The 18,900-nt window shown below is 63.2% G+C and carries 16 protein-coding genes and 2 tRNA genes; 12 read left to right on the forward strand and 6 right to left on the reverse strand.

Going from position 1 to position 18,900, the window contains the following annotated elements; genetic code table 11:
• Genes AC066S_RS22990 through glgC form a run of 3 tightly spaced genes read right to left on the reverse strand, consistent with a single transcriptional unit; the run spans position 1 to position 3,011 of the window.
• Positions 1-261: a SemiSWEET transporter gene (locus AC066S_RS22990; protein ID WP_257175976.1), complete on the reverse strand. Its 261-nt coding sequence runs from the start codon at positions 259-261 to the stop codon at positions 1-3.
• Between the two features lie 36 nt (positions 262-297).
• Positions 298-1,752: a glycogen synthase GlgA gene (gene glgA, locus AC066S_RS22995; RefSeq protein ID WP_478270680.1), complete on the reverse strand. Its 1,455-nt coding sequence runs from the start codon at positions 1,750-1,752 to the stop codon at positions 298-300.
• On the reverse strand, positions 1,749-3,011 hold the full coding sequence (gene glgC / locus AC066S_RS23000; RefSeq protein WP_478270681.1) for a glucose-1-phosphate adenylyltransferase: 1,263 nt from the start codon (positions 3,009-3,011) through the stop codon (positions 1,749-1,751). Before glgC ends, glgA begins: the two co-directional genes overlap by 4 nt.
• Before the next feature lie 344 nt (positions 3,012-3,355).
• Here glgC and AC066S_RS23005 point away from each other — a divergent pair, with 344 nt between their 5' ends.
• The 3 genes from AC066S_RS23005 to AC066S_RS23015 all read left to right on the forward strand — a co-directional run bounded on the left by AC066S_RS23005 (position 3,356) and on the right by AC066S_RS23015 (position 5,526).
• Complete coding sequence (locus tag AC066S_RS23005; protein WP_135168531.1) at positions 3,356-3,790, forward strand: hypothetical protein; 435 nt, start codon at positions 3,356-3,358, stop codon at positions 3,788-3,790.
• 206 nt (positions 3,791-3,996) lie between these two features.
• Positions 3,997-4,311, forward strand: coding sequence for a septal ring lytic transglycosylase RlpA family protein (locus AC066S_RS23010; RefSeq protein ID WP_126255378.1), 315 nt, complete (start codon positions 3,997-3,999; stop codon positions 4,309-4,311).
• Between the two features lie 45 nt (positions 4,312-4,356).
• Positions 4,357-5,526: a Gfo/Idh/MocA family protein gene (locus AC066S_RS23015; protein ID WP_478270682.1), complete on the forward strand. Its 1,170-nt coding sequence runs from the start codon at positions 4,357-4,359 to the stop codon at positions 5,524-5,526.
• Between the two features lie 276 nt (positions 5,527-5,802).
• Here AC066S_RS23015 and AC066S_RS23020 read toward each other — a convergent pair whose 3' ends face one another.
• The 3 genes from AC066S_RS23020 to AC066S_RS23030 all read right to left on the reverse strand — a co-directional run bounded on the left by AC066S_RS23020 (position 5,803) and on the right by AC066S_RS23030 (position 9,917).
• Entirely contained in the window at positions 5,803-7,113 is a 1,311-nt protein-coding gene (locus tag AC066S_RS23020; protein ID WP_126255380.1) for an ABC transporter substrate-binding protein, read from the reverse strand.
• Positions 7,114-7,450: 337 nt separating this feature from the next.
• A complete protein-coding gene (locus tag AC066S_RS23025; protein ID WP_478270683.1) occupies positions 7,451-8,572 on the reverse strand; it encodes a D-alanine--D-alanine ligase family protein in 1,122 nt (373 codons plus the stop codon).
• A 127-nt stretch (positions 8,573-8,699) separates the two neighbouring features.
• Entirely contained in the window at positions 8,700-9,917 is a 1,218-nt protein-coding gene (locus AC066S_RS23030; RefSeq protein WP_126255382.1) for an SMP-30/gluconolactonase/LRE family protein, read from the reverse strand.
• Between the two features lie 322 nt (positions 9,918-10,239).
• On the opposite strand from AC066S_RS23030, the gene AC066S_RS23035 reads away from it, so the two are divergent.
• The 9 genes from AC066S_RS23035 to AC066S_RS23075 all read left to right on the forward strand — a co-directional run bounded on the left by AC066S_RS23035 (position 10,240) and on the right by AC066S_RS23075 (position 18,756).
• Complete coding sequence (locus tag AC066S_RS23035; protein WP_126255383.1) at positions 10,240-10,503, forward strand: hypothetical protein; 264 nt, start codon at positions 10,240-10,242, stop codon at positions 10,501-10,503.
• 465 nt (positions 10,504-10,968) lie between these two features.
• Positions 10,969-12,531: a 2-isopropylmalate synthase gene (locus AC066S_RS23040; RefSeq protein ID WP_126255384.1), complete on the forward strand. Its 1,563-nt coding sequence runs from the start codon at positions 10,969-10,971 to the stop codon at positions 12,529-12,531.
• Between the two features lie 269 nt (positions 12,532-12,800).
• Positions 12,801-13,805 carry a TRAP transporter substrate-binding protein gene (locus AC066S_RS23045; protein ID WP_126255385.1) on the forward strand — a complete coding sequence of 335 codons (1,005 nt, stop codon included), beginning with the start codon at positions 12,801-12,803 and terminating at the stop codon, positions 13,803-13,805.
• 189 nt (positions 13,806-13,994) lie between these two features.
• The gene (locus AC066S_RS23050) at positions 13,995-14,591 is read left to right on the forward strand and encodes a Spy/CpxP family protein refolding chaperone (protein ID WP_478270684.1); all 597 of its coding nucleotides are present in this window, start codon (positions 13,995-13,997) and stop codon (positions 14,589-14,591) included.
• Between the two features lie 180 nt (positions 14,592-14,771).
• Positions 14,772-14,847 (forward strand) — tRNA-Lys (locus AC066S_RS23055).
• Positions 14,848-15,052: 205 nt separating this feature from the next.
• Positions 15,053-15,152 (forward strand) — tRNA-Ser (locus AC066S_RS23060).
• Between the two features lie 197 nt (positions 15,153-15,349).
• The gene (locus AC066S_RS23065; protein ID WP_135168526.1) at positions 15,350-16,693 is read left to right on the forward strand and encodes an anti-phage deoxyguanosine triphosphatase; all 1,344 of its coding nucleotides are present in this window, start codon (positions 15,350-15,352) and stop codon (positions 16,691-16,693) included.
• A 329-nt stretch (positions 16,694-17,022) separates the two neighbouring features.
• Entirely contained in the window at positions 17,023-18,012 is a 990-nt protein-coding gene (locus AC066S_RS23070; protein ID WP_135168525.1) for an NADP-dependent oxidoreductase, read from the forward strand.
• A 72-nt stretch (positions 18,013-18,084) separates the two neighbouring features.
• Positions 18,085-18,756, forward strand: a complete 672-nt coding sequence (locus AC066S_RS23075; RefSeq protein WP_135168524.1) for an HD domain-containing protein — start codon at positions 18,085-18,087, stop codon at positions 18,754-18,756.
• The last annotated feature ends 144 nt before the right edge of the window (positions 18,757-18,900 follow it).

Raw genomic sequence — 18,900 nt, forward strand, 5'->3', positions numbered from 1 at the left:
TCACCCGTATCTCAGCTTCATCACCAGAATGCCGCCGGCGAGCACCATGGTGATGGCGTTGGCGGCGACCAGCGGGGCGTCGCCCGAGAGCAGGCCGTAGATCAGCCAGAGCGCGAGGCCCAGCACCATAACCAGGAACATGCCGAGCGAGATGTCGCCGGTGGAGCGGGTCTTCCACACCTTGATAGCTTGCGGCGCGTAGGCGACGGTGGTGCAGGTGGCGGCGGCAAAGCCGATCAGCTTGATGACGAAGGGGTCCATGCCGGCTCTATAACATGGATTCGCCGATGGTCATCTTCAGGCGCGCGCCGCCATCAGATCACGATACAGTGCGGCATAGTCGCCGGCGCGGCCACGCCAGGAGACGTCGGTCGCAAGGCCGTTTCGTTGCAGCCGGCGCCAGGTCTGCTTGTCGTGGAAGGCGGCGTTGGCCTTGCGCAAGCTGCCGGCGAGGGCATCCGCGGTCACGGGTGCGAACTTGAAACCGGTGGCGTCGCGGCCGGAGGCGTCGGCCTCGCCGATATCGACGATGGTGTCCTCGAGCCCGCCGACGCGCGAGACGATCGGGACGGCGCCATAGCGCAGCGCGCAGAGCTGGGTGAGGCCGCAAGGCTCGAAGCGCGAGGGCACGATCAGCGCGTCCGAGCCGGCCTGGAGCAGGTGCGCCAGGATTTCGTCATAGCCGATCACGACGCCGATCCGGCCGGGATTGGCGCGGGCCGCGGCCTGATAGCGGTCCTGGAGATCGCGGTCGCCGCTGCCGAGCAGCGCGAGCTGCATGCCTTCGCGCAAGATGGTCGGGATCGCCTCGAGCAGGAGATCGAGTCCCTTCTGCCACGACAGCCGGCTGATGACGCCGAGCAGCGGCGCCTCGTCCGAGGAATCGAGGTTGAATTGCTGCTGCAGCACCGCCTTGTTGGCGGCCCGGAACGTGAGGTCCTCGGCGCCGTAGCGGTAGGCGATGTGGGGATCCTCCTGCGGATTCCACACCGAGACGTCGATGCCGTTGAGGATGCCGCTCAGCACGTCGCTGCGTGCGCGCAACAGGCCGCCGAATCCCATGCCGCCTTCGTCGCTCTGGATCTCCCGCGCGTAGGTCGGCGATACCGTGGTGATGCGATCGGCGAATTGCAGGCCGGCCTTGAGGAAGCTGATGCCGCCGAAATATTCGAGCTCATTGACGTTGAATGAGTGCCAGGGCAGTCCGATCGACCCGATCAGCTCGGGCGCGAACTTGCCCTGATAGGCCATGTTGTGGATGGTCATCACGGTGCCGGGCCGCGGGCGATTGTCATAATGCAGATAAGCGGGAGCGAGCCCGGCCTGCCAGTCGTGGGCGTGCACGATATCGGGCACGAACGCGGGCACGAGGCCGTGGCCGATGTCGGCCGCGACGCGCGACAGCGCCGCGAAGCGCACGCCATTGTCGGGCCAGTCGACGCCTTCAGTGGTGACGTAAGGATTGCCCGGCCGCGCATAGAGATGCGGCACGTCGAGCACGAACAGGTCGAGCCCCTCGTGGAAGCCCGCAAGCAGCCGTCCGGGACCGCCGAAATAATCCGGCCATTTGCGGATCTCCGCGGCGCCGGACACCAGTCGCATCACGTCGGGATATCCCGGCATCAAGGTGCGCATCTCGACGCCGTGCGCCTTCAGCGCGATCGGCAGCGCACCGGCGACATCGGCGAGGCCGCCGGTCTTGACGATGGGATAGACTTCCGAGGCGACCGCGAGGACGCGAGCAGGCATCATCTATTGAGCCCGTCGATCATCGGCTGGGTGATCAGCGAGATACCCTGTTCAGTGGTGCGGAAGCGCTTTGCGTCGAACTCGGGATCCTCGCCGACGATGAGGCCTTCGGGAATTTCGACGCCACGATCGATCACGACGTTCTTCAAGCGAGCCCCGCGGCCGACATTCACATAGGGCATGATAACCGCGTTCTCGACATTGGCGTAGGAGTTGATGCGCACGCCGGTGAACAGCAGCGAGCGGCGCAGCGAGGCGCCGGAGATGATGCAGCCGCCGGAGACCAGCGAGCTCACCGCCTGGCCGCGCCGGCTCTCCTCGTCATGGACGAATTTGGCGGGCGGCGTGATCTCGGCGTAGGACCAGATCGGCCAGGCGCGGTCGAACAAATCGAGCTCCGGCACCACGTCGGTGAGATCGATATTGGCGGACCAGTAGGCGTCGACCGTGCCGACGTCACGCCAATAGGCGCCGTTGTTGCGGCTGGAGCGGACGCAGGAGGTCGAGAACTGGTGCGCGATCGCGCGGCCGTTCTTGACGAGGTAGGGAATGATGTCCTTGCCGAAATCGTGGTTGGAGTCCGGGTCCTCGGCGTCGCGCTTGAGCTGGTCGAACAGGAATTTTGCGTTGAAGACGTAGATGCCCATGCTGGCGAGCGAGACGTCCGGCTTGCCCGGCATCGGCGGCGGATCTTTCGGCTTCTCCAGAAACTCCTGGATCCAGCCGTTCTCGTCGATATGCATGATGCCGAAGCCCGAGGATTCCGCGCGCGGCATCTCCAGGCAGCCGACGGTGACGTCGGCGCCGCTCTCGACGTGCTGGCGCAGCATCACCTCGTAATCCATCTTATAGATATGGTCGCCGGCCAGCACCACGATGAAGCGGCAGGCGTGGGATTCGATGATGTCGATGTTCTGGTACACCGCGTCCGCCGTGCCGACATACCACATGTTCTCGGAGACGCGCTGGCTTGCGGGGAGGATGTCGAAGCTCTCGTTGCGCTCGGGGCGGAAGAAGTTCCAGCCCATCTGAAGATGCCGGATCAGGCTGTGTGCCTTGTACTGGGTGGCGACCGCGATGCGGCGGATGCCTGAATTGACGGCATTCGACAGCGCGAAATCGATGATGCGGGACTTGCCGCCGAAATAGACGGCGGGCTTGGCGCGCCGGTCAGTCAGCTCCAGGAGCCGGCTGCCGCGTCCGCCAGCGAGGACGAACGCCAGCGCCTGACGGGCGAGCGGTTCACTACCCACGGCACTCATGTCATCCTCCCACTCACGCCCGGCGCAGGCCGAGGCCATTTGTCGCGAGAAGCCCCCGCGCCATTGGAACAGATAGTAACGGTACGCATAGTAAATCGTGAAGTAGGTTGTTGGTTGCGAAGGCGGGAAGCTTAATGCTTTGCCTTAGGCGCCGAGCTTCGGCATCGCCGCGGCGACGCCGGGCGGCGGGTGTTCGGGCGCTTCGCGTGCCGGCGGCCCTCTCGCAAGGAGGCAGAAGGAGACTTGTGCGCCGCACGCAAATCCGGGCTTTGACTTAACGCAACGATGCCCGATCATGACGCTGCGATCCTTTTCCAAGCGAAACGTCAACAGGAGTAAAGACGATGAGGTTCTGGAAAACGGCAATTGCCTGTTCGCTGGCCGGTGTGGTCATCGCCGGCCAGATCGAGCAGGCGGCGGCAGCCCCGCTGCCGACCAACGTCGCGACCATGAAGGCCGCGGTCGGCGACGACGTCACGCCGGTGCATTGGCGCGGCGGCGGCTGGGGACTTGCCCTTGGCGGCCTCGCGGCCGGCGCAATCATCGGCGGCGCCATCGCCGGCGGCGGACCCTATGGTTATTATGGCGCACCGTATTACGGCGGCTACGGCTATCCAGGCTACGGCTATGGTTATGCCCCCGCCTATTACGGCGGCTACGGCTACGCGCCGGTCTATGCCTATCCGCGCTATTATCGGCCCTATCGTCCGTATTACAGCTACGGCTATTACCGGCCGTACCGGGTCTATCACCGACACTATTACCGCCGATATTGGTGAGCGCCCGCGCCCTTTGGCTTTGAGCATGATCTACGTGCAAACGCGCAACGCGTTTGCACGCATGATTGCTGGAGGCGTGCCAGTTTTTCACAGTAACACAGTAACAATGTGTGATGGCACCGCCGTGCGTCCGGCGGCAGTGTCTGGAACCCAAGGGAACAAAGCGACGTTTGCAGCGCAGGGCAGGGTCAACCGGGAGCGGTGCCGTGCGCGCGCAAACCACACTATTTTTTTCTCTGGCCAGCTTTTCGCTTTTTGCCATTTCTGTTGCCCAGGCCGAAAGCGGGCTTGCCTCGTATTACAGCTATGCAAAAGCCGGCAAGGGCGGCGAGCTGACCTGCGCGCACCGGACGCGTCCGTTCGGCAGCGTGCTCAGGGTGTCCTATGGCAGCCGCTCGATCCAATGCCGGGTCAATGATCGCGGTCCTTTCATCCGCGGTCGGATCGTCGACCTCTCGGTCCCCGCCGCCCGGGCGCTTGGCATGATGAGTGCCGGCGTGGTGCGGGTCTCCGTGGAATAGGCCGGCCCGCACGCTATAGTGCTGCCCAAAGTATTGGGGAGCACGATGGCCAGGATCAGGGTGGGACTCGTCGGCTGCGGCTTCGTGTCGGAGCTGCACATGTATGCATTCCGGCGCGTCTATGGCGTGGATGTCGAGGTCGCGGCGGTTGCCGCGCGTGGCGACAAGGTCATCGCGTTCGCGCAGCACCACAATATCCCGCGCGTTTACCGCAGCTTCACTGATCTGATCGCCGACCGCGAGCTCGACGTCGTCGACATCTGCACCCCGCCGAACCTTCATGCCGAGATGATCGTCGGCGCCATGCAGGCCGGCAAGCATGTGATCTGCGAAAAGCCGTTCGCCGGCTATTTCGGCCGCGAGGGCGATGCGCAGCCGATCGGCAGGCGCGTGCCGAAGGCGCTGATGTACGAGCGCGTGATCGAGGAGATGGACAAGACGCGCGCGGCGATCGAGCGCACCGGCAAGCTCTTCATGTATGCCGAGGACTGGGTCTACGCGCCTGCGGTGACCAAGACGGCCGAAATCATCAGGGCGACAAAAGACAAAATCCTGTTCATGAAGGGCGAGGAGAGCCATTCCGGCTCGCATGCGGCCCATGCCGCACAATGGGCGATGACCGGCGGCGGCTCGCTGATCCGCATGGGCTGCCATCCGCTCTCCGCCGTGCTTTATCTCAAGCAGGTCGAGGCCAGGGCGCGCGGCGAGACCATTCGCGTCGCCAGCGTCACCTGTGATGTCGGCAACGTCACCGCCGGTCTCAAGCCCGAGGAGCGCACCTACATCAAGGCCAATCCCGTCGACGTCGAGGACTGGGGCACGCTCACCGCCACGTTCTCCGACGGCACCAAGGCCACCGTGTTCTCCGGCGACATGATCATGGGCGGCGTGCGCAACCTGATCGAGACCTACACGTCCGGCGGCTCGCTGTTCGCCAACATCACCCCCAACAATCATCTGATGAGCTACCAGACCAGCGAGGACAAGCTTGCCTCGGTCTACATCACGGAAAAGGTCGACCGCAAAACCGGCTGGCAATATGTCTGCCTCGAGGAGGAATGGACGCGCGGCTATCTGCAGGAGATCCAGGACTTCATGGAATGCGTGGCGACGGGGCGACAGCCGCTGTCGGATCTCGCGCTGGCCTATGAGACGATCAAGGTGAACTACGCCGGCTATTGGGCCGCGGAGGAGGGACGACGGGTGGTGCTGTGAATGAGATCGTCACCGCTCTCTCGCTCCGCAAGCGGCAGGCAGTCGCATATGCGAGCGATCTCGCCTGTGGCCATCCTTCGAGACGCCCGCCGTTGGCGGGCCCTCAGGATGAGGACCGGGTGCGCGGCTCGAGTTTCAACCAGCACCAATGCTGCTTAGCCTCATCCTGAGGAGACCGCGAAGCGGTCGTCTCGAAGGACGAGGCGCGCGCTCAAGTCTCCCAAAGCGCCGTATGCGATAGCCCTGCCGCATGCGGGGAGAGGCGAAGAAATTCGCTCACGCCCCGTAGGTCGAGCCCTTCGGCAGCGGGAATACCGGGTCCTGGGTGCGGATGTTGGTCGGCCACACCACCGAGATGTGCTCGCCGGCATTCTGCATCACCACCGGGGTCGAGCGTTCGTTCTGGCCGGAGAGCGGCGTGCCCGGCGGGAAGAATTTCACGCCGTAGCCCTGAATGGTGCCGCCGGCGGGAATGTCGACGTCGAGCGCGGCCTTGCGAATGGCCTCGGGCTCGAAGCTGCCGTACTTCTCCTTGGCGACCGGCAGCACGTTGTTGAGCAGCACCCAGGTCTGGTTGAAGCCCATCGAGCAATGCGGCGGCACGTCGGTGGCGCCGGTCTTGGCCTGATAGCGCGAGACCATGGTCTTGATCAGCTCGCCCATGCCCGGCGCAAGCTTGGCGGGATCGAGCAGCTGCGCGGGCACCGGATCGATGTTGCAGAAATTGTCGATGTCGGCGCCAAAGGTCGCGCGCAGCTTGTCGAGCTGGCTGTAGCCGGCGCCGGCGCCGAACAGCATCTTGAAGCGCAATCCGCTCTCGCGGGCCTGGCGCAGGAACAGGGTGATGTCGGGGTTGTAGCCGGCGTGCGAGATCACGTCGGCCTTGGCGCGCTTGATCTTGGTGACGAGTACCGAAAGGTCGGGCGCGGAAGCCGAATAGCCTTCACGCAGCACGACCTGGATGCCGGCCTGCTTGGCGTAGGTCTCGTCGGCGGCGGCGACACCGACGCCGTAGGGCCCGTCCTCGTGGATCAGTGCGACCTTGACCTCCTTCGGATCGATGCCGAGCTTGGCCTTGGCGTGCTCGACGAGGAAGCCGGCGAAGGCCTGGCCGTATTGGTCGGAATGGATCTGCGCGCGAAACACGTATTGCAGGTTCTTGTCCTTGAACACGGCGGTGGAGACCGCGGTCGTGATCCAGAGAATCTTCTTCTGCTGCTCGACCTTGGCCGCGAGCGGCACCGCGTGCGAGCTCGCATAGACGCCGTTGAGGATGTCGATCTTCTCCTGGCTGATCAGACGTTCCGCTTCGTTGATCGCGACGTCGGGCTTGCTCTGGGAATCCGCGGCGACAGGAGCGACCTTGTATCTGCCGCCGACACCGCCCTTCTCGTTGACGAGGTCGATGGCGATCTGCGCGCCGATCGAGGAGGCGACCGAGCCGCCGGCGGCGAAGGGGCCGGTGAGGTCGTAGATCAGGCCGATGCGCAAATTCTCGGCTTGCGCCTGGGCCCTGGTCCAATCGAGGCTGAGTGTGGCGGCGGCAGCCGCCGTACCCTTCAGCAGCTGCCTGCGTGAAGTCGGCATCCTATCCTCCCTCAAAACCGTCGTATGATCTTGTTATCTTTTGCGAAGTATGGGGAGCGCGACGACGGAAAGTCAACATCGCGAAAGTCGAGGTCAGTCGCCCGCGGCATGGAACGCAAATGCGAAATGACGGCGAGGCGCGCGTGACGTCTGGTCACGGGGTCATGCGCTGAGCTTCGTCGCCGGATAGTCGGCGGCGGACTGCCGTCGTCCCTGCATCAGGTCATCGGTCGGTTTCGACCGGTCATCGATCTGGATCCTCCAGCCGCGGCGGGAGCGGCTCCGCGCGTCGCATGCTTCGCGCAGCGACCAGGTGTCGCCGGTGCCGGCGGATAACCTAGCTTGCGTAGGTGCGTTCCAGGGACCGACGCTGCAGGTGCCGATCCAGTGCCAGGTTGACGAGACGAGTCAGCAGCTCGCCATAGGGTACGCCGGAGGCTTCCATCATCTTCGGGTACATGCTGATCGACGTGAAGCCGGGCAGGGTGTTGATCTCGTTGAAACAGAATTCACCGGAGTGCCGGTCGAGGAAGAAGTCGACGCGCGCGAGGTCACTGCATTCGAGGGCCGCGAAGACCTGCACCGCAAGCATGCGCACGCGCGCCATCTGGGCGGCGTCGAGCTTGGCCGGAAGATCGACCCGGGCGCCGTCGGGGTCCAGGTACTTGGCCTCATACGAGTAGAATTCGTGATGGGCGTTGGGATTGAGCTCGCTGGCGATGCTCGCGAACGGCGTCTCGCCATCGAGCACCGCGACCTCGATCTCCCGGGCGTCTATACCCTGTTCGACCAGCACCTTGACGTCATAGCGAAATGCGTCGTCGAGCGCCGCGCCGAGCGCTTCCCACGTCTTGACCTTGTGAATGCCGACGCTGGAGCCCATGTTGCACGGCTTGACGAAGACCGGAAGCGCCAAGCCCTCGGTCGCCTTGGCGACGGACGCGGCGCGGTCCCGAACGAAGGCCTTGCGGGTCAGCACGCGATAGGGCGCGACCGGAATGCTGGCGAATCCGGCGAGGCGTTTGGCGACATCCTTGTCCATGCTGACGGCGGAGGCGAGAACGCCCGACCCGACATAGGCAACCTCCGCCAATTCCAGGAGGCCCTGCACGGCGCCGTCCTCGCAGAGCGGCCCATGGAGGACAGGAAAGACCACGTCGATATCGAGCGGGCCAGCTCCGCTTTGCGAGATCGGCACGAGCGCGCAGCGTCCGTCGGGGCCCCGGGCGAGCCGCATCTCGGGTGCGTCGGGCAGGATCGGCAAGGACGCCGCCTGCGCCCGATCAATCGCATGCAGATCGTTCCACTGCCACCGTCCTGCCTTGTCGATGGAGACGGGGATGACCTCGAAGCGCGAACGGTCGAGATGCCTGAGCACGGAGGCGGCGGATTTTAGCGAGACCTCGTGCTCACCTGACCTGCCACCATAGAGAACGACGACGCGAATCTTGTCTGCCATGGCTCAACTATCACGCGCTCCGTCCGGGAGTCACCTGCGTAGTCCCGTCCATGCAGCAGGATGACCGTCAGGACAATCGGCGTCGGCGGGAGACGCCGGCGCCGTGTCGTTACAGGGCCCGTGCCGCTCAACCCGGCCCCGCGCCCTGCGTCGCCGTGAACACCGCGTAGAGCGACTGGCTCGCGGCCATGAACAGGCGGTTGCGCTTGGGGCCGCCGAAGCAGACATTGCCGCACACCTCCGGCAGGCGGATGCGGCCGAGCAGCTTGCCCTCCGGCGACCATACCGTCACGCCGCTATATCCGACGGCGCGGCCGGCATTGCTGGAGGCCCATAAATTGCCGTTGACGTCGCAGCGCAGGCCGTCCGGCCCGCACTTCACGCCATCGACCACGCAGTCGCTGAACTTCTTGTGATTCGACAGCTTGTTGTCGCTGCCGACGTCGAACACGAAGATCTCGCCCTTGCCGCCGGGTCCGGTATCGCCCGGTCCCTTGCCGGTGGAGGCAATGTAGAGCTTCTTGTAGTCGTGCGAGAAGCAGAGGCCGTTCGGATCAGGCACCTGCTCCTCGGTGACGACGAGGTCGATGCGGCCGGAGGGGTCGATGCGATAGCAATTGGTCGGCAGCTCGCGCCTGCCCGGTGTGAAGCCGGCCGGCTGTCCGATCCGCGGATTGAGCTTGCCGCCCGCATTGCTCGGGCCGCCCGCGACGTCAGGCTCGCCTTCGTAGAGCTGGCCGCCATAGGGCGGATCGGTGAACCAATAGCTGCCGTCGGGATGCGCGACGACGTCGTTCGGCGAGTTCAGCTTCTTGCCCTGATAGGAGTCGGCCAGCACCGTGGCGGTGCCGTCATGCTCGTAGCGCGTCACCCGGCGGGTCAGATGCTCACAGGAGAGCTGGCGGCCCTGGAAGTCGAAGGAGTTGCCGTTGGAATTGTTGGACGGCGTGCGAAACACGCTGACGCGGCCGTCGTCCTCGCTCCAGCGCATCTGCCGGTTATTGGGAATGTCGCTCCAGAGCAGATATCGTCCTTGCGCGCTCCATGCCGGGCCCTCGGCCCAAAGCAAGCCGGTGTAAAGGCGCTTGATCGCGGTGTTGGGCTGCGCGAGATCGTTGAAGGAGGGATCGACCGCGATGATGTCGGGGTCCCAGAAATAGGTCGTCGGTGCACCGTTGGGGCCGAAATCGCGCGGCGGGGTGGTGATGGTGGTCGGCGGTGCGGCGGGTCCGGTCTGGGCCAGCGCAGGGCCGGCGACGGTGGCCGCGGCGCCAAGCGCAAGCCCCCGGACAAGTGTTCGTCGTGAAAGCGCAGCGTCCTGCTCACGCTGTTCTTGGCGTGTCATCGCGTCCTCCCAGTGATGTTCGGCTGGCCGGTTGATCCGGCCGAGCAACCGGAGGTTAATGCGGTCCGGAGTCGGTTGCGAGGGCGGAAATCGGATTCGCGCGATGTAGCGGCCGCAATCCCGTCATATTCGAATGCGCTCGAAATGGATGCGCTTCGCGTTCGCCTTGCGCCGTTTGCAGGGCTCGAAAATGTTCCGCAGGATTGAGCAAAAATTTGCTTGCGGCAAAGCGCGGCATGCAACGCATTCGGCCCGGTTCAAGCCATGATTTTGCGCGCATTGCCCCGCAGACACCGTGCGGGGGCGATGAACGGAGTTAAATGTGGCTGGCGTCATCGTATTGATCGTGTTGCTGGGGATCGCATTCGCGGCCGGCTATTTCACGCGTGACCACATCTCCAACAAGCGGCGTGCGGAAGCCCGCCGCTGGCGCGAATACACCGAGCCGGATTGGCTGTCCGCCAACGCGCCCGCCAACACCAACGAGATCGCAAGCGCCATCACGGCCGTACCCGTGGTCAACGGCGAGCTCGGCCAGATGCTGAACCGCTGGGAGACGAGGGCCCGCGCCCGCCGCGCGGGATAGGGGAGATCGGCGTGGAGAGAGCGGGCGCCGCCATTCCGCTCTCGTACCCCGGACGCAGCCCATCGGCGAAGCGAAGACACGGAGCGCCCAATCAGGTCAGCCCCCTTGACCATCTTTTGGCGTTGCAGTTGCGGCCATTTCTCGTCTAGAAACGGGCCACTGAGCCTCCCGGCAACCAACCGTCAACGGTTTTGACCGAGGATTTGAGGGCTCAAAAGGGTCCGGCAATGCTGATTCGCGGCCAAATCGAAGGGATTTCGGGGGAGGTGGCTCTGGCCGCCGCCACGATCCCGGCCGCGCTGCTGCCCACCCTCCTTCTTGGCGGCCTTCTTCTTACTTGCCCCTGAGGGCCGGCTGGGCGCCACGCGCCTGGGCGCTCAGGGGTTGGTCGAGATCACCGGACACCTCAAGCGCCAGGGGACAAATCGGTCTGAACGGCGCAAACGCTCAAAAGGAAATTTCGTAATGGCCACCCAGAACAAGTCCGACAAGGACCGCGTCATCATTTTCGACACCACGCTGCGCGACGGCGAGCAGTGCCCCGGCGCCACCATGACCTTCGAGGAAAAGCTCGAGGTCGCCGAGCTGCTGGACGATATGGGCGTCGACGTCATCGAAGCCGGCTTCCCCATCACCTCCGAAGGCGACTTCCAGGCCGTCAGCGAAATCGCCCGCCGCTCCAAGAACGCCGTGATCGCCGGCCTGTCGCGCGCCCATCCCGCCGACATCGATCGTTGCGCCGAGGCGGTGAAGTTCGCCAAGCGCGGCCGCGTCCACACCGTGATCGCGACCTCGCCGCTGCATATGCGGGTGAAGCTGAACAAGACCCCGGAGCAGGTGATCGAGACCTCGGTCGCCATGGTCGCGCGCGCCCGCAACCAGATCGACGACGTCGAATGGTCGGCCGAGGACGGCACCCGCAGCGAGATGGATTTCCTGTGCCGCATCGTCGAGGCCGTGATCAAGGCCGGCGCCACCACGGTGAACATCCCCGACACCGTCGGCTACACGGTGCCGGAGGAATACACCCACTTCATGAAGACGCTGATCGAGCGCGTGCCGAACTCGGACAAGGCGGTGTTCTCCGTGCACTGCCATAACGATCTCGGCATGGCGGTCGCGAACTCGCTGGCCGGCATCGTCGGCGGCGCGCGCCAGGTCGAGTGCACCATCAACGGCATCGGCGAGCGCGCCGGCAACGCCGCGCTCGAGGAGATCGTGATGGCGATCAACGTGCGCAACGACAAATTCCCCTACTGGAACAAGATCGACACCACCCAGCTGACCCGCGCCTCGAAGGTGGTCTCGGCGGCAACCTCGTTTCCCGTCCAGTACAACAAAGCCATCGTCGGCCGGAACGCGTTCGCGCATGAGAGCGGTATCCACCAGGACGGCGTGCTGAAGGACGCCTCGACCTACGAGATCATGCGGCCGGAGATGGTCGGCCTGAAGCAGTCCTCGCTGGTGCTCGGCAAGCACTCCGGCCGCCACGCCTTCGTGCACAAGCTGGAGGAGATGGGCTACAAGCTCGGCCCGAACCAGCTCGAGGATGCGTTCACGCGGATGAAGGCGCTGGCCGACCGCAAGAAGGACATCTACGACGAGGACATCGAGGCGCTGGTCGACGAGGAGATGGCGGCGTCCCACGACCGCATCAAGCTGACCTCGCTGACCGTGATCGCCGGCACCCATGGCCCGCAGCGCGCGACCATGAAGCTCGACGTCGACGGCCAGATCAAGATCGAGGAGGCCGAGGGCAACGGTCCGGTGGACGCGGTGTTCAACTGCATCAAGCGCCTGGTGCCGCACGAAGCCAAGCTGGAGCTGTATCAGGTCCATGCCGTCACCGAGGGCACGGACGCGCAGGCGGAGGTGTCGGTGCGCTTGTCGCAGGACGGCCGCTCGATGACGGCGCGCGCGGCGGACCCCGATACCCTGGTGGCCTCGGCCAAGGCCTATCTCGGTGCGCTCAACAAGATCGTCATGAAGCGCCAGCGCGACACCGTGACGACGGCCGCGGCGAGCTGACGTTTCTTCGCCTCTCCCACTTGCGGGAGAGGCCGACACGCGAAGCGTGGCGGGTGAGGGTTGTTTCCCCACGGGGAATGTCCCGTTGCCGAAACACCCTCTCCCGCAAGCGGGAGAGGGTGCACAGCAGTGCCTGCGGCATTCACCATGAATACCTGCCCTGCTAAGGGCCAATAGCGGTGTAAGCCGGCGGCCTGTATTGATGCAGCCGGGCAAGAGGAAAGGCCGCTCCGCACGCCGGGCGGCCCAAATAACAGCAGGGAGAGATTATGCGCACCTTCGCGATCGCCGCGTCCATCGCGGCATTGGCACTCGGGCTGGCCGGGCCGGCATCGGCCCAATCGCCAATCATCATCAAGTTCAGCCACGTCGTCGCCACCGACACGCCGAAGGGCAAGGGGGCGGAGAAGTTCAAGGAGCTGGCCGAGAAATACACCGCCGGCAAGGTCAAGGTCGAGGTCTACCCGAACTCGACGCTGTACAAGGACAAGGAAGAGCTCGAGGCGCTCCAGCTCGGCAGCGTGCAGATGCTGGCGCCTTCCAACTCCAAGTTCGGACCGCTCGGCATCCGCGAGTTCGAGGTGTTCGATCTGCCCTACATCCTGCCCGACATCAAGACGCTGCGGAAGGTGACGGAAGGGCCGCTCGGCACGCGGCTGCTCAAGCTGCTGGATGCCAAGGGCATCACCGGCCTTGCCTATTGGGACAACGGCTTCAAGCAGATGAGCGCGAACAAGAAGCTGATCACGCCCGCCGACTATCAGGGCGTCAAATTCCGCATCCAATCCTCTCGCGTGATCCAGGCCCAGTTCAAGGCGCTCGGCTCGCTGCCGCAGGTGATGGCGTTCTCGGAAGTCTATCAGGCGCTGCAGACCGGCGTGGTCGACGGCCAGGAGAACACCTGGTCGAACATCTACACCCAGAAGATGCACGAGGTGCAGAAGTACATCACCGAAACCAACCACGGCTATATCGGCTACGTCGTGATCGTGAACAAGAAGTTCTGGGACGATCTGCCGGCCGACATCCGCGACCAGCTCACCAAGGCGATGAAGGAAGCAACCGAATTCGGCAACACGCAGTCGCAGAAGGAGAACGACGACGCGCTCGCCGAAATCAAGAAGAGCGGCAAGAGCGAGATCATCAAGCTCACGGCGGAGCAAAACGAGGCGATGCGCAAGGCCATGGAGCCGGTCTACAAGGATGCCGCGAGCCGCATCGGTCAGCCGCTGATCGACGAATTCCTCAAAGAGGCCAAGAGCGCGACGAACTGATCGATCCGAACGATGAACCAAGGCTTCCGTGCGGTCTGCACGGAAGCCTTTTTGTTGCGAACGATTCCGATTGCGGAGGTAAAATCGCGCGTTACATCTTGGTAAGGACGCGCTCCCTGTCCAACTTGTAAGTTGCGCGTCAGTCGCACCGCGCCCATCCTCACGGACGTCCTTCCAGAGGAGGTTCGGATGAAGAAGTTCACCATCGCCGCCATCGCCGTGCTCAGCATCGCCGGCTCAGGCGCGGTCTACGCCCAATACCATCGCCCGTGGATGGAGCACGTCCGCCACATGCGCATGAACCCCGAGGATCGCGCCGCCCTCGTCGACGCGCGGATCGCCGCCGTCCATGCCGGGCTGAAGCTCAACGCCGATCAGGAGAAGCTGTGGCCGCCGGTCGAGGCTGCCGTGCGCGACTTCGCCAAGCTGCGTCTCGACCGCGCCAATGCGCGGATGAATGCCGGCCCCGGCGATGCCGGCAAGGACGCCGACAGGCCGGAAGATCCGGTCGCCCGTCTGCGCCAGCGTGCCGAGGACATGGGCGCGACGTCGGCGGCCCTGAAGAAGATCGCCGACGCCGCCGATCCGCTCTACAAGACCCTGGACGAGGGCCAGAAGCGGCGCCTCGCCGTGCTGACCCGCCACCGCGGCCCGTTCGGCGGCGGCGACGACGGCCCGCGGCACCGCCGCTTCATGGAGCGCGGCATGGACCGCATGATGGGGCACGGCATGGACCACCATGACCGCGACGGCGGCGAAGGCCGCGACCGCGAGGGCAGGCTCTGAACGAGGCGGGTCTTGCCGGGGTCAGCCCCGGGATTAACCTTGGCGAAGCCGCTGGAATCCAGCGGCTTTTCGCTTTTCCGGAGCTGTAGAAGAACCTTGGAAAACTTGCGACCGATCGCTTGCCAGACCCGGATCGCTTTGCTAAACGACCGGCCTCGCAGGGGCTTTGACCGGCCTTTCGGGCGCATAGCTCAGTTGGTAGAGCAGCTGACTCTTAATCAGCGGGTCCCAGGTTCGAGCCCTGGTGCGCCCACCAAAATCTAATACGAATCAATAATTTGTAAGACCACCCGGCGGACGCTCATTGGCTGCGCCGATTGGGGTCACGCGTGGGTCACGAAGAAGAGGCTTACCCTCCCTTCTGTGTGCGGAGGCGAACCAAGCATTCGAATCCTTGAGCGGAGCGCGGGCGCCGACGAAAGTTACGGCCGAAGGATTAGACTGCCGTCATGGGGGATTCGGGCGGCGTAGGCGGCCACGATTCGAAATGTCGCTGCTGCAACTGAGAATTCAGGAATCATAATCCTGGGGTCGGGGGTTCGAGTCCCTCCCCCGCTACCAATGAAAATAAGCCTTTTTCGTCATTCTCACATCTCCCGAAAAGTTTCGTACCACGTACGGTACCACCTAATTCAGCCGCTTGCCCCGATCTGCGCGGATAAAAGCTCTTCACTTCAGAGACTTGGCAGAAGCGCGATTTACCTCCTACAGGGAGTGTGTCCGAAAAGTCGAGTTCGGTAGGTCCTGGAAGGTGAATCATGACTGACGTTTGGTCGGCGCGCCGCAGTGCTTGGGGGCAGCAACAGGAGGACGCCAGAGGCGAGTTCGACATCGACTATGGGCGGGTCGTCCATTCCGGATCCTTCCGCCGACTGCAAGGCAAGACCCAGATCCTCAATCTCGGCGACAGCGATTTCTACCGCACCCGACTGACCCATTCGCTTGAGGTCGCTCAGATCGCCGGAGGGGTCAGCCGTCAGCTCGCTAAGACATATCCCGATCACCCGGCCATCCCGTATCTACCGCCCCTGAGCCTAATCCAAGCTTCGGGCTTCTCCCACGACCTGGGCCACCCTCCCTTCGGACACGGTGGTGAAGTGGCGCTGAACTACTGCATGCGAAGCGCCGGCGGCTTCGAAGGTAATGGGCAGACTCTGCGAATCCTTGCGAAGCTAGAGAACTTCTCGCAGGAGCAGGGAGCCGACCTCACGCGCCGATCCTTGCTTGCCATCCTCAAATACCCCGTGCGGTTTTCGCAGGCTTCGAACGGTGAGATAAAGCCCAGTCTCGACGAGCGGGCGACTTCGATCCGGATTCTCGACCGGAGCAGCTGCAAGCCGCCCAAATGCTACTTCGATTCGGAAAAAGACGTGGTCGACTGGATCCTCGATCCGTTGCCGCCTGGCGATCGCATGTTGTTTCAAGAGTTCGATCCTATGCCGGGTAAGCACGGCAAGGCGCGGCATAAGTCGTTTGATTGCAGCATCATGGATCAGTCGGACGATATCGCCTACGGTGTTCACGACCTCGAGGATGCGGTCGCGCTCGGGCTCGTCGACGAGCGGGACTTCCGCGAGCACGTGAGCGAGGAGGCGAGCGCGCCGTTTTTGGAGTCCTTGAAGCTCAAATACGACAAGGAATGCGGCAACGATGTATACGGCTATTTCGTCTCGAAGCTGTTCTCCGGCGGTAATTGGCGCAAGCGCTTCATCGGTCGCCTAGTGCATCACTTCGTGACGAACATCGAGATCGTGGCGCTCGGACAGTTCGTCGAACCTTTGATCCGATATCGCGCGCATATCAAAGCACCGCAACGCAAATTCCTGGATGCTTTGCAGGATCTCATCGAAAAGAAAGTCATCTTTAGCGCGAACGTCCAGCACTTAGAGTACAAGGGACAGAAGCTTGTAGTCTCGGTCTTCGAAGCGTTTCAGTCGGATCCTAAACAACTCCTTCCTTCGGACGTATATGCTCGTTATGCTTTGAAAGAAGACGTGCGCGTGATCTGCGACTACGTTGCAGGAATGACCGACGACTTCCTGCTGAAGACATATGACCGATTGTTCAGTCCCCGGATGGGATCGGTGTTCGACAGGCTGTAGCGCTGATCTTGTCAGGAAATGACGTGCGGCTGTCCTGATCCGCAGGATGGGCTTCGTTGCCCAAACCAGAGGGCCGTGGCCACATACGGGGCAAGGCCGTCATGACTGGAGAACGATCCATGCGATTCCTGGCGCCTTTGGTCGAGACGAACGCAAATGACGAAGTCCGCTTCCCGAAAGAGGTGGAATCCTCGTGAGGAAGTTCGTCACCGAGTGTCGCTACTGAGCGGGACGTGGGCTGCTTCGATTAGGTCGGCAGAGTAAGCAACCCAGCCGGCGCTGCCGAGAAGTCTCCATAAACGAGTGAAGCCAAGTTCAAGGAGCCTCAGATGGGTCCCAGCAGCATCATTTCTGACGCTAGCGAAGAGCAAACTCTTTCAACAATGATGGCCTGGCGCGTTCATGAGTTTGGGTCACCAGAGATCATGAAGTTCGAGCGCATTCCGCGGCCATGGCCCGGCCCTGGCGAGGTCCTGGTCAAAGTCAAAGCCGCCGGGGTCGGACCATGGGACGGCTGGATCAGAGCTGGGAAGAGCGCTTTGCCGCAACCGCTACCGCTCACCCTGGGTTCGGATCTGTCCGGTGAAATCGTTGCCGCGGGCCCCGCCGTTGCCGAGTTACGGCTGGGGGATCAGGTCTACGGCGTCACGAACCCGCGATTTGTCGGGGCCTACGCCGAGTACGCTGTGGCGTCCGCAGGGATGGTTTCGACTAGGCCAACCTCGCTAACCCACGTTGAAGCCTCGTCCGTTCCTGTCGTTGCCGTGACGGCTTGGCAGGCGCTGTTTGATCACGCCCAACTCAAAGCAGGTCAAACGGTCGTCATTCACGGCGCGGCCGGCAACGTTGGATCCTATGCGGTTCAACTGGCCCATCATGCGGGTCTGCAAACTGTCGCAACCGCATCGACGGGCGATATTTCCGCGGTGCGCAACCTCGGCGCAAACACGGTGATCGACTACCGGATGCAGCGTTTCGAGGAAGAAGTTCAGAACGCGGACGCTGTCATTGATCTGGTCGGGGGCGAAACCCAAACCGGCTCGTTCCAGGTACTTCATCGCGGCGGCAAGCTGATCTCCGCAGTGTCCCGCCCGGATCAGAATCTCGCAAAGCGCCATGATGTTGAAGCCAGCTTCTTTCTGGTCAACGTCACGAATCGGTATCTGAGGGAGATCGCCCGCCTCATCGACGGCGGGAAACTGCGAACAAAGGTAGGGGCAGTCTTACCCCTCGCGGATGCGCGCGAGGCTCATCTCATGCTGGAGCACTTACGGCCTCAGCCGAAAGGAAAGATCGTGCTCGACGTCGGAGCGAGTTGATCGGCTAAACCTTCCGGAGCTTGCCCCAAATCCGCAGCCAAACACGACAGCAACTATCGAAAGGTCGCAATCATGACCACGCCGAATTTCTCCAACGCCCTCATCATTCCCGATTCTCTGCTCGCGAAAGAGGCTACCGAGATCCTGCGCGAACATTCCACCGATCTGCTCTTCAATCACTCCGTCCGGGTCTACCTGTTCGCAGCTGAGCAGGGTCGGCAGAGGAAGCTGCGGTTCGATACCGAACTCCTCTACGTAGCTGCCGCTTTTCACGATCTCGGTCTCATCAAGAAGTTCTCGAGCCCGGACGAGCGCTTCGAGGTCGATGGCGCAAATGCCGCACGGCAGTTTCTGAGCACCCACAACATCGCTGAAGATCAGGTCCAAACCGTTTGGGAAGCAATCGCGCTGCACACCACCCCCGGCATCCCGAAGTACATGAGTCCCGAAGTCGCGCTCCTCAATTCCGGTGTGCTTCTCGATGTCATCGGGGTGGGGTTCGACCAATTTCCCGCGGAGCTGCGCGAGGAAATCGTCGCCAAGTACCCGCGCACAAATTTCAAAGAGGGCTTCATTCAGGAGTATTTCGCCGGTTTTGCGCACAAGCCAGCGACGACGTATGGCACCGTCAACGCCGCCGTCTGCGAACGTTTCATCCCGGGGTTCAAGAGCCCCAACGCCTGCGATCTCATCGCTGCTTCGCCCTTCCCGGATTCCCAGCACAAGGCTCACCATCATGACTAGGACCTATCCTGTGCTCTGCGAGCTCAACCCCGATCGCGCGCAAGCTACCAGCGCCGACTCGCTGGCCTCCCTCATCTGCCTAACCCTCGGCGCATGCTTGACAGCGCGATGGGTGCCGCGGCGGGCGCTGTGGTCATTGCTCAC

This window comes from Bradyrhizobium sp. CFUWI, from assembly GCF_056429085.1.